This is a genomic window from Pseudomonas ogarae (genome assembly GCF_014268695.2).
Classification (GTDB): domain Bacteria; phylum Pseudomonadota; class Gammaproteobacteria; order Pseudomonadales; family Pseudomonadaceae; genus Aquipseudomonas; species Aquipseudomonas kilonensis.
In genome coordinates, this window is sequence record NZ_CP077086.1 from 1,796,431 (window position 1) to 1,809,479 (window position 13,049).

At 62.9% G+C, this 13,049-nt stretch carries 13 protein-coding genes; 7 read left to right on the forward strand and 6 right to left on the reverse strand.

Annotated features, from left to right (window positions below; translation table 11 throughout):
* Positions 1 to 77: 77 nt before the first annotated feature.
* From HU749_RS07965 to HU749_RS07975, 3 genes are read right to left on the reverse strand one after another with little or no spacing between them, the layout of a single operon-like run.
* Positions 78 to 1,127: an alkene reductase gene (locus HU749_RS07965; RefSeq protein WP_057449691.1), complete on the reverse strand. Its 1,050-nt coding sequence runs from the start codon at positions 1,125 to 1,127 to the stop codon at positions 78 to 80.
* A 34-nt stretch (positions 1,128 to 1,161) separates the two neighbouring features.
* Entirely contained in the window at positions 1,162 to 2,328 is a 1,167-nt protein-coding gene (locus HU749_RS07970; RefSeq protein WP_079303731.1) for an MFS transporter, read from the reverse strand.
* Positions 2,329 to 2,345: 17 nt separating this feature from the next.
* Entirely contained in the window at positions 2,346 to 2,648 is a 303-nt protein-coding gene (locus tag HU749_RS07975; protein WP_014336977.1) for an ArsR/SmtB family transcription factor, read from the reverse strand.
* Between the two features lie 158 nt (positions 2,649 to 2,806).
* On the opposite strand from HU749_RS07975, the gene HU749_RS07980 reads away from it, so the two are divergent.
* Positions 2,807 to 3,391 carry an acyl carrier protein phosphodiesterase gene (locus HU749_RS07980; protein WP_046065167.1) on the forward strand — a complete coding sequence of 195 codons (585 nt, stop codon included), beginning with the start codon at positions 2,807 to 2,809 and terminating at the stop codon, positions 3,389 to 3,391.
* 113 nt (positions 3,392 to 3,504) lie between these two features.
* On the opposite strand, the gene HU749_RS07985 is transcribed toward HU749_RS07980, so the two are convergent.
* Positions 3,505 to 4,299 (reverse strand): lysophospholipid acyltransferase family protein, encoded by a 795-nt coding sequence (locus tag HU749_RS07985; RefSeq protein WP_018607020.1) that lies wholly within the window; start codon positions 4,297 to 4,299, stop codon positions 3,505 to 3,507.
* Entirely contained in the window at positions 4,299 to 5,054 is a 756-nt protein-coding gene (gene olsB, locus HU749_RS07990; protein ID WP_003198679.1) for an L-ornithine N(alpha)-acyltransferase, read from the reverse strand. Before olsB ends, HU749_RS07985 begins: the two co-directional genes overlap by 1 nt.
* A gap of 144 nt (positions 5,055 to 5,198) precedes the next feature.
* Here olsB and HU749_RS07995 point away from each other — a divergent pair, with 144 nt between their 5' ends.
* The 5 genes from HU749_RS07995 to HU749_RS08015 all read left to right on the forward strand — a co-directional run bounded on the left by HU749_RS07995 (position 5,199) and on the right by HU749_RS08015 (position 9,767).
* On the forward strand, positions 5,199 to 6,083 hold the full coding sequence (locus tag HU749_RS07995; RefSeq protein ID WP_186652548.1) for an acyl-CoA dehydrogenase family protein: 885 nt from the start codon (positions 5,199 to 5,201) through the stop codon (positions 6,081 to 6,083).
* Between the two features lie 288 nt (positions 6,084 to 6,371).
* Positions 6,372 to 7,466 carry a serine hydrolase domain-containing protein gene (locus HU749_RS08000; RefSeq protein ID WP_186652549.1) on the forward strand — a complete coding sequence of 365 codons (1,095 nt, stop codon included), beginning with the start codon at positions 6,372 to 6,374 and terminating at the stop codon, positions 7,464 to 7,466.
* Positions 7,463 to 7,774 carry an amidase gene (locus tag HU749_RS08005; protein ID WP_079303741.1) on the forward strand — a complete coding sequence of 104 codons (312 nt, stop codon included), beginning with the start codon at positions 7,463 to 7,465 and terminating at the stop codon, positions 7,772 to 7,774. Before HU749_RS08000 ends, HU749_RS08005 begins: the two co-directional genes overlap by 4 nt.
* A gap of 243 nt (positions 7,775 to 8,017) precedes the next feature.
* Complete coding sequence (locus tag HU749_RS08010) at positions 8,018 to 8,608, forward strand: YceI family protein (protein ID WP_095962870.1); 591 nt, start codon at positions 8,018 to 8,020, stop codon at positions 8,606 to 8,608.
* 1 nt (position 8,609) lies between these two features.
* A complete protein-coding gene (locus HU749_RS08015) occupies positions 8,610 to 9,767 on the forward strand; it encodes a phospholipase D-like domain-containing protein (RefSeq protein WP_079303745.1) in 1,158 nt (385 codons plus the stop codon).
* Positions 9,768 to 9,897: 130 nt separating this feature from the next.
* Here the strand turns inward: HU749_RS08015 and bglX are convergent, their stop codons facing one another.
* Positions 9,898 to 12,189: a beta-glucosidase BglX gene (gene bglX / locus HU749_RS08020; protein WP_046065159.1), complete on the reverse strand. Its 2,292-nt coding sequence runs from the start codon at positions 12,187 to 12,189 to the stop codon at positions 9,898 to 9,900.
* Between the two features lie 251 nt (positions 12,190 to 12,440).
* Here bglX and HU749_RS08025 point away from each other — a divergent pair, with 251 nt between their 5' ends.
* On the forward strand, positions 12,441 to 13,049 hold the full coding sequence (locus HU749_RS08025; RefSeq protein ID WP_079303749.1) for a LemA family protein: 609 nt from the start codon (positions 12,441 to 12,443) through the stop codon (positions 13,047 to 13,049).

Genomic DNA, 13,049 nt, shown 5'->3' on the forward strand with positions numbered 1-13,049 from the left:
GGAAGTTTGACTGGATATTTAAAGGTAAATAAAAAAGCCCTGACTCTTTCGAGGCAGGGCTTTTTACCGGCTATTGATTAGAGCACAGGGTAATCGATGTACCCCACCGGCCCTTTGCCATAGAACGTTTCCGGATGCGCCTCGTTCAGCGGTGCATCGGCTTTCAAGCGTGCCGGCAGGTCCGGGTTGGCAATGAACGGCACTCCAAAGGCCACGGCATCGGCCTTGCCCTCGGCCAGCCAGGCATTGGCGCTGTCCTTGGTGAAGCGTTCATTGGCGATGTACGGGCCGCCGAAAGCCTGCTTGAGTTGCGGGCCGATGCTGTCGTCGCCTTCCTTCTCACGGGAGCAGATGAAGGCGATGCCACGCTTGCCTAGCTCGCGAGCCACGTAGCTGAAGGTTTCCAGGCGGTTCTCGTCACCCATGTCATGGGAGTCGGCGCGTGGCGCCAGGTGCACGCCAACCCGGCCGGCGCCCCAGACTTCGATGGCTGCGTCGGTCACTTCCAGCAGCAGGCGGGCACGGTTTTCCAGGGAACCGCCGTAGCTGTCGGTACGCTGGTTGGTGCTGCTTTGCAGGAACTGGTCAAGGAGATAGCCGTTGGCGCCGTGGATTTCCACACCGTCGAAACCGGCGGCCTTGGCATTCTCGGCACCGACGCGGTAGGCGTCGACGATGTCGGCGATTTCAGCGGTTTCCAGTGCGCGTGGGGTCGGGTAGTCGGCCAGCGGACGCACCAGGCTCACGTGGCCTTTGGGCTGGATCGCGCTGGGCGCCACCGGGGTTTCGCCGTTCAGGTACGACGGGTGGGAGATCCGCCCCACGTGCCACAGTTGCAGGAAGATCTTGCCGCCAGCGCCGTGGATCGCCTTGGTGACGTTGGACCAGCCGCGCACCTGGTCGTTGGACCAGATGCCCGGCGTGTCCGGATAGCCCACGCCCATCGGCGTGACCGAGGTTGCTTCGCTGAGGATCAGGCCGGCGGATGCGCGTTGCACGTAGTACTCGGCCATCAGCGCGTTGGGCACGCGACCTGCGTCGGCGCGGCAGCGGGTGAGCGGGGCCATGATGATGCGGTTCTTCAACTCGATGTCGCCGAGTTTGATGGGGTCGAAAATAGTCGCCATGAAATACAACCTCGAAAGTGGAAGGGATTAAAAGTCAGTGAGTTGCCGGCGCCAGGTCGGCATTGCCGCCCTGGCGGAAAGTGATCAGGGTGACCAGCAGCGCCAGCACGGCCAGCGCGCCGGCGGCCAGGGGCACGGAGGTCAGGCCCAGGCCATGGTCGATGACACTGCCGCCGACCCAGGCGCCCAGGGCGTTGCCGATGTTGAAGGCGCCGATGTTCAGGGTGGAGACCAGGTTCGGCGCGTCTTTGCCGAAGGTCACCACGTTGACTTGCAGGGCCGGCACGGCGGCGAAGCAGGCGGTGGCCCAGAGGAACAGGGTGATTTCGCTGGGGATCAGCGCCACGCTGGTCCAGCTCAGTACGGTGGACATCACGGCCATGGTGATGAAGACGCCCATCAGCGTGTTCGCCAGGCTCTTGTCCGCCAGCTTGCCGCCGATGATGTTGCCCAGGGTCAGGCCCAGGCCGATCAGCACCAGGGTCCAGGTCACGCCACGGGGCGATACGCCGGTCACTTCACCCAGCAGCGGGGCGACATAGGTGAACAGGGTGAACACCGAGGCGGAGAACAGCGCGGTCATGCTCAGGGACAGCCACAGGCCTGCACCCTTGAGCGCCACCAGCTCCGAACGCATGTCGAGTTTTTCTTCATCGCGCTTGGCCGGCAGGAAGCGAATCAGGCCGATCAGCGCCACCACTCCAATGACGGTCACGGCCCAGAAGGTCGAACGCCAGCCGGCTTCCTGGCCCAGTGCGGTGCCCAGCGGTACGCCGAGCACGTTGGCCAGGGTCAGGCCTGTGAACATCAGGGCCACGGCCGAGGCGCGCTTGTTGGGCGCCACCAGGCCGGCGGCCACCACTGAACCGATACCGAAGAACGCGCCGTGGCACAGGGCCGTGACCACGCGGGCAAACATCAGCACGTTGTAGTCGCTGGCGATGGCGCAGAGCAGGTTGCCGACGATGAAAATCCCCATCAACGCCACCAGGGCGGCCTTGCGCGGCAGCCGGGCGGTGGCCAGGGCCATGAACGGCGCACCGATGGCCACGCCCAGGGCGTAGCCGGTCACCAGCCAGCCGGCGCCAGGAATCGACACGCCCAGGTCGGCCGCCACTTCGGGCAGCAGGCCCATGATGACGAACTCGGTGGTGCCGATGGCGAAGGCGCTCAGGGCCAGGATCAGGAGTGAGAGGGGCATGATGGATCCTTGTCAGGTCAGAGCTCTTGGCTCATTTGCTTGAGGAACTGCTGGATCACGTCCTCGTTGCGTTTGAAGAAGTGCCATTGACCGACCTTCTGGCTGGTGATCAGCCCCGCCCGTTGCAACACCGCCAAATGCGCAGACACCGTCGATTGCGACAGGCCGCAACGCTGGTCGATCTGCCCGGCACAAATGCCGAACTCGTGGTTGTGCAACTGTTCGGGGAACTGGACTTTGGGGTCTTTGAGCCAGTTGAGGATGTCTCGCCGTACTGGGTGCGCCAGGGCTTTTATTATTTCGTCGAGGTCGAGGGTCATGGGTGGCAAGCTCGGGGGTGAGTAAAACGCTATATCGCGATGAGGCGAACCTTAAATCGTTACTTCGCGATATACCAATATGGATTTGATCTGAATGCCGAATAAATCGCTATATCGGGTTATAACGATATTGGCCTGGGGGTGCTAAGCTGCGGGCCATGAATTATCTCGCGCACCTGCACCTCGGCGGCCCCGGCCGGGAACAACTACTCGGCAGCCTCTACGGCGACTTCGTCAAGGGACCGCTGCAAGGGCTCTACGACCCACGGATCGAAGCGGCGATTGCCCTGCATCGGCGCATTGATATGTACACCGACCGCCATCCCTTGGTGGACATCGCCCTGTCGCGCTTTTCCACGGTGCGACGGCGCTATGCCGGGATCGTGCTCGATGTGTTTTTCGACCACTGCCTGGCCCGGGACTGGACGTTGTACGGCGAAGGGCCGCTGCTGGATTTCACCTCCCGGGTTTACCAGGTGCTTAGCACCGAACCGCAGCTACCGGGGCGCCTGGCGCACATCGCGCCGCACATGGCGGCGGATGACTGGCTGGGGTCTTATCAGGAGTTCGAGGTGCTTGGGCAGGTGCTGCGCGGCATTTCCCGCCGCCTGTCCCGACCCGAGGAGCTGGCTGGGGCGATGCCGGAGTTGATCAGGCTCTATGAGCCGTTGAGCGAAGACTTTCGGTTGTTCTACCCACAGCTTCAGGATTTTGCTCAAAACCAAGTCACGCTGCAGGACTAATTGTGGGAGCGAGCTTGCTCGCGATAGCGGTGTATCAGCCAGCACATCTGCTGAATGTTAAGCCGCTATCGCGAGCAAGCTCGCTCCCACAGGGGGCTGCGCAGAGATCCGGATCAGGCCGCAATCGCAGCAGGCCGTACCGGCGCTTGCTGTTTCTCTGGAAGTGCCCCAAACAACGCCTTGTGCACCGCCTGCTGCGCCTGGAAGGCCAGTGCCGCGCGTTCCTGGCCGTGGCAGGCAATCGGTTCCAGCAGATGGATTTCCACCTCACCCCGATCATTGGCGAACAAGCGCATCAGATGCGAGAGCAAATCATCATCGCCAATGAACGGTGCCAGCGAGTCCGGTTCACCGTTGCGCAGGTAACGGATTGCCACCGGCTGCAACGCGACATCGGCGTCGATGGCCGCTGACAGCAGGCGACCGTGGAAGGTGCGCAAGGTCTGGCCATCGGTGGTGGTCCCTTCGGGGAACATCAACAGCGAATGGGCCTGTTCCAGATGGCGGCTCATCTGCTTGCGGATCAATTGGCTGTCGCCCGAACCGCGCCGGATAAACAGGCTGCCGGCCTTGGCTGCCAGCCATCCGGCGACCGGCCAGGTGCGCACTTCGGCCTTGGACAGGAACGACAGCGGCGTGAGCATGCCCAGCAACGGGATGTCGGTCCAGGACACATGATTGCTGACCCACAGCATCGGCCGTTGCGGCAGTTGACCGTGGACGGTGACGGAAAAGGGCAGGGCATGGCTCAGCCGTGCCATGAAGAACCGCGACCAGCGCTGGCGACGGACCATCGAGTTGGCGATCCCCAGGCGTTCGAACAGACCGAAGACGCTGGCCATGCTCAGGCCCAGTGTCACCACCAGCAACACTCGCGCGATACGCGCGTACACCCGCAACCGACTCATTACACCGCTGCCTTGAAGTGGCGGGCGTAGCGCGGGCAGAGCTCGTCGCGCTTGAGCAGGATGAACACGTCGGCCACCTGGAAATCCTCGTCCCAGCACGGCTCGCCGCAAATCTTCGCGCCCAGGCGCATATAGGCCTTGAGCAGCGGTGGCATCTCGGCGATGACGTTGGACGGCACGTCCAGGGTCGGCAAGGGTTTTTTCGGCACGGCTTGCAGGTGTTCGGTGCACAGGTAGCGTTCGCGCAGGCGCTGCATGATCGCCTGGGCCTGGATACCGCCATCCTGCATCGGAATGCTCGCGCAGCCCATCAGGTAGCTGTAGCCACCTTCGTTCAGGACTTCGGCCAGTTCGCCCCAGAGCACCGCGATGGTGCCGCCGTTGCGGTAGGCCGGGTCGACGCAGGTACGGCCGATTTCCAGGATCGGGCCCTTGAGATGGACCAGGCCGTGGAGGCTGAATTCTTCTTCGCTGTAGAACCGGCCCAGGCTGCTGGCGGCCTGGTGGTCGAGCAGGCGAGTGGTCGCCACGAGGCGGCCGGTGTTCAGGTCGCGTACGCCGATGTGGGCGCAGTGAACATCATAGTCATCCATGTCCAGACCCATTTCCGCGCCCTTGAGCTTGGCGTTGAATTCGCCGCTGAAGACGTTGAAACGCAGGGCCTGTGCTTCTTGCAAGGCTTGGGCGCCGATCAGGCGTTCGGCTTGCAGGCGGCGTTCATTGCCGGTGTCGCTGATGCGGGCGATCTGGGTCATAGCGAATCTCCGTGCGGGCTGTTCAGTTGCAGCCTGTCGACTTTCTTTATGCAGCCATGTTGTGCAAAGTCAGGCTATGTAGCCCCGGTGTCATCGCCATGAAGCTTTGGTGATGCTTATGTGACAGCCCTCAAGGAGCCTCTTATGCCCTGGCACACACTGATCGAACGCGGCGAGCGCCTGCCCGTCCATCCGGACCTGGCCGAAGGTTATTCAGCATTGCTGCAACGCCTGGGGCCGGTGACGCCGTTCGAACTGGCCGTGACCGGGGCACGTTTGATGGCCACGCCGGGCCTGGCGTTCCTGGTGGGGTACCAGGCGGCGCTGCGGGTGCTGTGGCCCAGCGCGCCGCAGAGCCTCGGTGCCTTGTGTGCCACCGAACAGCGCAGCCTGCGCCCGGCGGACATGCAAACCCGCCTCGACGACTTGCGCCTGAGCGGACGCAAGGATTTCGTCACCGCCGGCGACGCCGCCGAGTGGCTGCTGATTGCCGCTCGCTGCGAAGCGCCCGGTGAAACGCCACGGCTGAACCTGGCAGTCGCCTATGCGGGGGAGCCTGGCGTCACCCTGGAAAAACTGCCCGCCATTGCCCTGATGCCGGACATCAGCCATGGCCGCGTCCTGCTCGACGGCGCGTTGTGCGAGTTGCTGGCAGGCGACGGTTGGGACGCCTACGTCAAACCGTTCCGCACCCTGGAAGACCTTTATGTGCTCAGCGCGATGACCGCCTGGTTGTATGGCGTCGGGCAGGAATGTGCCTGGCCCCAGGCGTTGCAATTGCGCCTGCTGGCGTTGCTCGCCGGTTGCGCGGAGGTCAGTCGACATAACCCTTCCAGCGCTGCCGGGCACGTGCTGCTGGGCGGGTTGTTCGCTCAGTTCCAGGGGCTCGACGGCGAACTCAACGCTGCCCTGGCCGCCGGGCCTGCGACGTGGCGCGAGATGTGGACGCGGGATAAAGGGGTAATGGAGATTGGAGCGGGGGCACGGGCCAAGCGGCTGGCCAAGGCGTTGGGAGCTTCATTGGGTTGAAGGGCCTCATCGCGGGCAAGCCTTGCTCCCACAGGTCTACAGCAGACTGTCATTTGGCACTGAGCCTGTGGTGCAAGCCTTGCTCCCACGGGTCTACAGCAGACTGTCATTTGGCACTGAGCCTGTGGTGCAAGCCTTGCTCCCACAGGCCTACAACAGACTGTCATTTGGCATTGCACCTGTGGGAGCAAGGCTTGCCCGCGATGGCGTCGGTACTGTCGACACAAGCCTCGAAACTGTCATCAAGTCTGAATAGGCTCTGAAGGTTCAATCCTGCGAGCCCCGAGCATGTCCAAAGGCTGGTTCCTGATCCCGCTGCTGTTGCTCAGCCTGAGCGCCCACGCCGAAGACTGGCCCGGCGAGCAATGGCCAAGTGGCCCGCCACTGAGCGGGCCGGCCATCGAAGCCTTGGAGCAATACGCCTTCCCACCCCGGGACGATGCGAGCCGCGAGGGCATCCGCACCGATGCGCTGCTGGTGATCCAGGACGGTCGGCTGGTCTACGAACGCTACGCCGGGCCGACCAGCGCCGAGACCCCGCACTTGACCTGGTCCATCAGCAAAAGCTTGCTGGCGACGGTATTCGGCGTGGCCTACGGTGAACAGCGCTTTGCCTTGGATGATCCAGCGGCCAAATACTACCCACCACTGAACCGGCACCCGAGCCTGACCCTGGCCGATCTTTTCCACTGGGCCTCAGGCCTGGACTGGCAGGAAGACTACGAATACGCACCGCTCAACTCTTCGGTGGTGGCGATGCTCTATAGCCGTGGGCGTCATGACATGGCGGCGTTCACTGCGCAGCATGAGAGCTTCAGCCTGCCGGGGCAGGCGTTCCGTTATTCCAGCGGTGACAGCAACTTGCTGGCGGCGGCCTTGAAAACCATCGTCGGCCCGGCGCGCTACCCAGACTACCCTTGGACGGCTTTGTTCGACCCCCTGGGCATCCGCCACGCCACCTGGGAAACCGACGCCAGCGGCACGTTCGTGGGATCGTCCTATGCCTACCTCACCGCACGGGACCTGGCGCGTGTCGGGTTGTTGCTGCAGCGGGACGGCCGCTGGGGCGAACGGCAACTGATCCCCAAGGCCTGGGTCGCGTTCAATCGTGAACCTTTTGCCCACTTCCAGGCCGGCCAGGACGAAGCCGTGCCCGGCGGGCATTGGTGGCTCAACCGCGCCGACGATCCGGCGATCCATCCCTGGCCCGATGCGCCGCCGGATACCTTTGCCGCGTTGGGCCATTGGGGCCAGGCGCTGTACATCATTCCCAGCGCCAAACTGGTGATCGTTCGCTACGGCGACGACCGCGACGGCGGCTATCGCCATAACGAATTGCTCAAGCGCGCCATGGAGGCGTTCGCCGGGACGGTGCAGCCATGAAGCGCAAAGTGTTGCTCACCCTGTTGTCGATGCTGCTCATCGCCCTGTTCAGTTGGGTCTGGCTGGAGCGGGTGGCATTGCGGGCCTTCCCCGACATCATCAGTGCCTACACCGCCAAGGAATACTGCTCGTGCCGCTACGTGATGGAGCAATCGGCGGACTACTGCCGTGGCTATGTGAAGCAGTCGGTGCCCATCAGCGACTTTCTCGAGACCGTTGAAGCCAAGCGCGTCACCGTCAGTGGATTGGGGCGGAGCAACAGTGCGCAATGGTTGGGGGAGCGGCAGGGGTGTCGGTTGGAGCCCTGAGCTAACTGTTGGGAACAAGGCCCGTGGGAGCAAGGCTTGCCCGCGATGGCGATTGCAAAAACGCCATCGCGGGCAAGCCTTGCTCCCACAGATAACCCTCTTCACCCAGGGAGCCTTGCTCCCACAGATAAACCCCTTCACCCCAGGTTCTGTGTCTTCCTGGCCGTTGTTGCAACAGACAGTTTGCAAGCGGCCTCGGCCCGGTTAAGGTTCGCCACAGGTTTATCTGCCCCCCGAGTGTGTATGTTCAAGCGGTTTTTCCCTCACGCGGCCGCCAGCTTGCTGCTGGCCTGCGCAGCGCTGCCGGCCCAGGCCGACTGGTACCTGGATAGCGAATCGTCGCGGCTGTCGTTCATCAGCAGCAAAAACGGCAACGTCTCCGAGGTCCAGCGGTTCCTGGTGCTGCACGGTCAAGTCCAGCCCGAGGGCTTGGCGCGCCTGGAAGTGGAGCTGGAATCCATCAACAGCGGCATTCCCCTGCGTGATGAACGCATGCGGGCCGAGCTGTTCGAGATCAAGCAATTTGCCGAAGCCACTGTCACCGCAAAGATCGACCTGGCGCCGATCCAGGACCTGGCCAACGGCGCGCAGTTGGAGTTGCGTCTGCCGCTGACGGTGAACCTGCACGGCAAACAACATGAATACCCCGTCGAACTGCTGGCGACGCGCCTGGATGAACGCCGCTTCCAAGTGGTGACCCTGGAACCGGTGGTGCTCAACGCGGCGGATTTCGATCTGGCGCCGGGGCTGGAAAAGCTGCGCAACCTGGCCGGGTTGTCGGCCATCAGCCTCTCGGTGCCGGTGAATGCGGTGCTGATTTTCACGGCGCGCTGACATGAGCGGCCCGATATTTCCCTGGCGTGAAGGCAATCGCTTCGAGCTGTTGATCGACGGCCCGCAGTTCTTCCCGCGCATGCTGGTGGAAATTGCCCGTGCCCAGGAACAGGTCGAGCTGGAACTGTACCTGGTAGAGGCGGGCACTTGCGCCGAGGCGATGGTCCAGGCGCTGGTGCAGGCCGCCGAACGTGGTGTTCGCGTGCGCTGCCTGTTCGATGACTACGGCAGCCTGGCGTTTACCCTGGCCCTGCGCAAGCGTCTGACCGAGGCAGGGGTGGAGTTGCGTTTCTACAATCGCCTGAGCTGGCGCCGCTGGGTGCGCAACCTTTACCGGGATCACCGCAAGCTGCTGTTGGTGGACCAACGCCTGGCCGTGGTCGGCGGCACCGGGGTGACCGATGAATTCTGGAACCCCCTCGACGACCGCAGTGAGTGGCACGAAGTGATGGTGGAAATCGTCGGCCCGCTGGTGCTCGACTGGCAGTTGCTGTTCGACCGCCAGTGGCTCGCCAACCGCCATCGGCGAGCCTGGAAACCGGCGTCCAACTTCGGCTTGCCGCGCCTGCCGCGGGTACCGCCAGTGGGCGAGGGCATGGGCCGGGTGGCGTATGCCGACGCCCGCCAGCATCGCGACATCCTGCAATCGCTGTCCCGGGCCTTGAACAGCGGCCAGAAACGCATCTGGATGGCGACGCCGTATTTTTTGCCGACCTGGAATGTGCGCCGATCCTTGCGCAAGGCCGCCGCCCGCGGTATCGACGTGCGCCTGCTGCTGACGGGCCCGCGCACCGATCACCCCTCCGTGCGCTACGCCGGGCACCGTTACTACCCGCGACTGCTCAAGGCCGGCGTGCAGATTTTCGAATACCAGCCGTGTTTCCTGCACCTGAAGATGGTGCTGGTGGACGACTGGGTCAGCATCGGCTCCTGCAACTTCGATCACTGGAACCTGCGCTTCAACCTGGAAGCCAACCTCGAAGCCTTGGATTCCAGGCTCAGCAGTGCCGTGGCGGCCAGTTTCGAGCGGGATTTCGCCCAGAGCCTGCAAGTCAGCCTCGACGCCTGGCAGCGCCGGCCATTGTGGAAGCGCTTCAAGCAGCGGCTGTGGGGGTTGGTGGATCGGGTGGTGGTGAACTTGCTGGATCGACGCGGCTAGCCCGCCCCCCCAGATACAACTGTGGGAGCGAGCTTGCTCGCGATGGCGGTCTGATATTCAACATCTGAGTTGAATGTTAAGCCGCTATCGCGAGCAAGCTCGCTCCCACATGGGTTGTGTTGCCTGGGGATCAGAGCAACTCAAAACTCTGCTGCTTCACGTCCTGGGAATCCAGGCCGATCTGCACGTTGAACTTGCCCGGTTCAGCCGCGTACTTGAGTTGGGCATTGAAGAACTTCAGGTCGTCTTCGGTGATGGTGAAGTGGATGACTTTCTTCTCGCCGGCCTTGAGCATCACCTTGCGGAAGTTCTTCAGTTCCTTCACCGGGCGAATGATCGAGCCGGTCACGTCCTGGATGTACAGCTGCACCACGGTTTCGCCGTCACGCTTGCCGGTGTTTTCCAGCGTCACGCTGGCATCGAGCTTGCCGGTCTTGTTCAGCGTGGTCGACGACAGGGCCATGTCCGACAGGCTGAACTCGGTGTAGCTCAAGCCGTAGCCGAACGGATAGAGCGGGCCGGTGGTGTCATCGAAGTACTGCGAGGTGTAGTTGCCCGGCTTGCCTGGCGTGAATGGCCGGCCGATGCTCAGGTGGTTGTAGTAGGTCGGAATCTGCCCCACCGAGCGTGGGAAGGTGATTGGCAGCTTGCCCGACGGGTTGTAGTCGCCGAACAGCACATCAGCGATGGCGTTGCCGCCTTCGGTGCCGCTGAACCAGGTTTCCAGGATCGCATCGGCCTGCTGTTTCTCGTCCAGCAACGACAGCGGACGGCCATTCATCAGCACCAGCACCAGCGGCTTGCCGGTGGCTTTCAGGGCCTTGATCAGCTCGCGTTGGCTGGCCGGGATGTTCAGTTCGGTACGGCTCGACGATTCATGGGACATGCCTCGGGACTCACCCACGGCGGCCACCACCACGTCGGCATCCTTGGCAGCTTTCACCGCTTCGTCGATCAGCACCTGGGCCGGGCGCGGGTCGTCTACCACTTCCGGGGCATCGAAGTTGAGGAAGTTCAGGTAGTCGAGCACCTTCTTGTCGCCGGTGATGTTGGCGCCACGGGCGTAGATCAGCTTCGAGTCAGCGCCCAGGGCGCGGGTCATGCCGTCGAACAGGGTGACCGATTGTGCTGGACGCCCGGCCGCGGCCCAACTGCCCATCATGTCGATAGGAGCCTTGGCCAACGGGCCGACCAGGGCGATCTTCGCCGTCTTCTTCAGGGGCAGCGTCTGGTTGCGGTTTTCCAGCAGGACCAGGCTGCGACGCGCCACGTCACGGGCGTCGGAGCGGTGCATGCGGCTCTCGGCATAGGTATCGGCCGGGTCGTCCTCGGCCTTGCCGATGCGCAGGTACGGATCCTTGAACAGGCCCATGTCGTATTTCGCCGCGAGCACTTCGCGCACTGCGTTGTCGATGTCGCTCTGCTCGATTTCACCGGCCTTGAGCAACCCTGGCAGTTCCTTGCCATAGAGCGAGTCGTTCATGCTCATGTCGATACCGGCCTTGATCGCCAGTTTCGCCGCTTCGCGACCGTCCTTGGCGACGCCGTGCTTGATCAGTTCGAAAATGGCGCCGTGGTCACTGACCGCCAGGCCCTTGAAGCCCCATTCCTTGCGCAGCAGGTCGTTCATCAGCCAGGTGTTGGCGGTCGCCGGCACGCCGTTGATGGAGTTCAGCGCGACCATCACCCCCCCGGCACCCGCGTCGATGGCGGCGCGGTAGGGTGGCAGGTAGTCCTGGTACATTTTCAGCGGACTCATGTCCACGGTGTTGTAGTCCCGGCCACCTTCCACCGCGCCGTACAGGGCGAAGTGCTTGACGCTGGCCATGATGCTGTCGGCCGCGTTGGCGCCGTTGCCCTGGAACGCCTTGACCATCACCCCGGCGATGCGCGACACCAGGTAGGTGTCCTCGCCGAAACCTTCGGAGGTGCGGCCCCAGCGCGGGTCACGGGAAATGTCGACCATCGGCGCAAAGGTGATGTCCAGGCTGTCGGCGGCCGCTTCCTTGGCCGCGATGCGGCCGGAGTGGTAGATCGCGTCCATGTCCCAGCTCGAGGCCAGGGCCAGGGGGATCGGGAAAATCGTGCGGTGGCCGTGGATCACGTCATAGGCGAAGAACATCGGGATCTTCAACCGGCTGCGCATGGCCGCGTCCTGCATCGGACGGTTTTCATCGCGCGTGATGGAGTTGAACGTGCCACCGATGTTGCCGGCGGCGATTTCCTTGCGAATCATCTCCCGGGGCATTTCCGGGCCGATGCTGATCAGGCGCAATTGGCCGATCTTCTCTTCGAGGGTCATCTGCTTCATCAGGTTGCTGATGAAGGCGTCCTTGTTCTCTATGGGGGCTGGCAGGTTGTCGGCCAATACGGAGTGACTGGCCAGACTGACAAACAGACCCAGCAAACACAGCTTCTTCATGAATAATTTTCTCGCAAGCCTAAAGGGCGGTAATCAGGACACGCCGGTCAGCCAAAATGTGAGGAGCGGCTATTGTTGTTCAGTTAAATGCAGCACACTTTCGAACCCATTGGGCTGAACTTAGTTTCGCACTGCGCATCTTTTAGCCCATCGACCCGTTTCAATCCAGTGCGGCGGCAGATTATGCCCCAGGCGCCGGTGAGATAGGTGGCCGGGTTTTTCCAATGTCATGCAAGGGAGAGCTCCACCCGATGAATCCACGACTGAACCACCTTCGCAGCTTGCCGATGCTGGCCCTGATGCTGCTCACCACGTTGCTGGCCGGTTGCGGCATCAATAACATCCCGACCCTGGACGAACAGGCCAAGGCCGCCTGGGGCCAGGTGCAGAACCAGTACCAGCGCCGCGCCGACCTGATTCCCAACCTGGTGGAAACCGTCAAGGGCTACGCCCAGCACGAGCAGGAAACCCTGACTGCGGTGATTGAAGCGCGGGCCAAGGCGACGTCGATCCAGGTGGATGCCAACACCTTGAACAACCCGGAACAACTCAAGCAGTTCCAGCAGGCCCAGGACCAGTTGACCGGCGCGTTGAGCCGGCTGATGGTGGTGTCCGAGCGTTACCCGGACCTCAAGGCCAACCAGAATTTCCTGGCGTTGCAATCGCAGCTCGAAGGCACCGAGAACCGCATCGCCGTGGCCCGCCGCGATTTCATCCTGGCCGTGCAGAAGTACAACACCGAAATCCGCACGTTCCCGGGACGCCTGTGGCACAGCGTGATGTACAGCGACCTGCCGATCCGCGAAACCTTCGAGGCCACCAGCCCCAATGCCGAAAAAGCCCCTGAAGTGAAGTTCTGA

What these genes read in the sequence shown, in the direction of transcription:
- HU749_RS07965 (WP_057449691.1), bottom strand. Translation starts at nt 1,127, where the DNA reads ATGGCGACTATTTTCGACCCCATCAAACTCGGCGACATCGAGTTGAAG.
- HU749_RS07970 (WP_079303731.1), bottom strand. Translation starts at nt 2,328, where the DNA reads ATGCCCCTCTCACTCCTGATCCTGGCCCTGAGCGCCTTCGCCATCGGC.
- HU749_RS07975 (WP_014336977.1), bottom strand. Translation starts at nt 2,648, where the DNA reads ATGACCCTCGACCTCGACGAAATAATAAAAGCCCTGGCGCACCCAGTA.
- HU749_RS07980 (WP_046065167.1), top strand. Translation starts at nt 2,807, where the DNA reads ATGAATTATCTCGCGCACCTGCACCTCGGCGGCCCCGGCCGGGAACAA.
- HU749_RS07985 (WP_018607020.1), bottom strand. Translation starts at nt 4,299, where the DNA reads ATGAGTCGGTTGCGGGTGTACGCGCGTATCGCGCGAGTGTTGCTGGTG.
- olsB (WP_003198679.1), bottom strand. Translation starts at nt 5,054, where the DNA reads ATGACCCAGATCGCCCGCATCAGCGACACCGGCAATGAACGCCGCCTG.
- HU749_RS07995 (WP_186652548.1), top strand. Translation starts at nt 5,199, where the DNA reads ATGCCCTGGCACACACTGATCGAACGCGGCGAGCGCCTGCCCGTCCAT.
- HU749_RS08000 (WP_186652549.1), top strand. Translation starts at nt 6,372, where the DNA reads ATGTCCAAAGGCTGGTTCCTGATCCCGCTGCTGTTGCTCAGCCTGAGC.
- HU749_RS08005 (WP_079303741.1), top strand. Translation starts at nt 7,463, where the DNA reads ATGAAGCGCAAAGTGTTGCTCACCCTGTTGTCGATGCTGCTCATCGCC.
- HU749_RS08010 (WP_095962870.1), top strand. Translation starts at nt 8,018, where the DNA reads ATGTTCAAGCGGTTTTTCCCTCACGCGGCCGCCAGCTTGCTGCTGGCC.
- HU749_RS08015 (WP_079303745.1), top strand. Translation starts at nt 8,610, where the DNA reads ATGAGCGGCCCGATATTTCCCTGGCGTGAAGGCAATCGCTTCGAGCTG.
- bglX (WP_046065159.1), bottom strand. Translation starts at nt 12,189, where the DNA reads ATGAAGAAGCTGTGTTTGCTGGGTCTGTTTGTCAGTCTGGCCAGTCAC.
- HU749_RS08025 (WP_079303749.1), top strand. Translation starts at nt 12,441, where the DNA reads ATGAATCCACGACTGAACCACCTTCGCAGCTTGCCGATGCTGGCCCTG.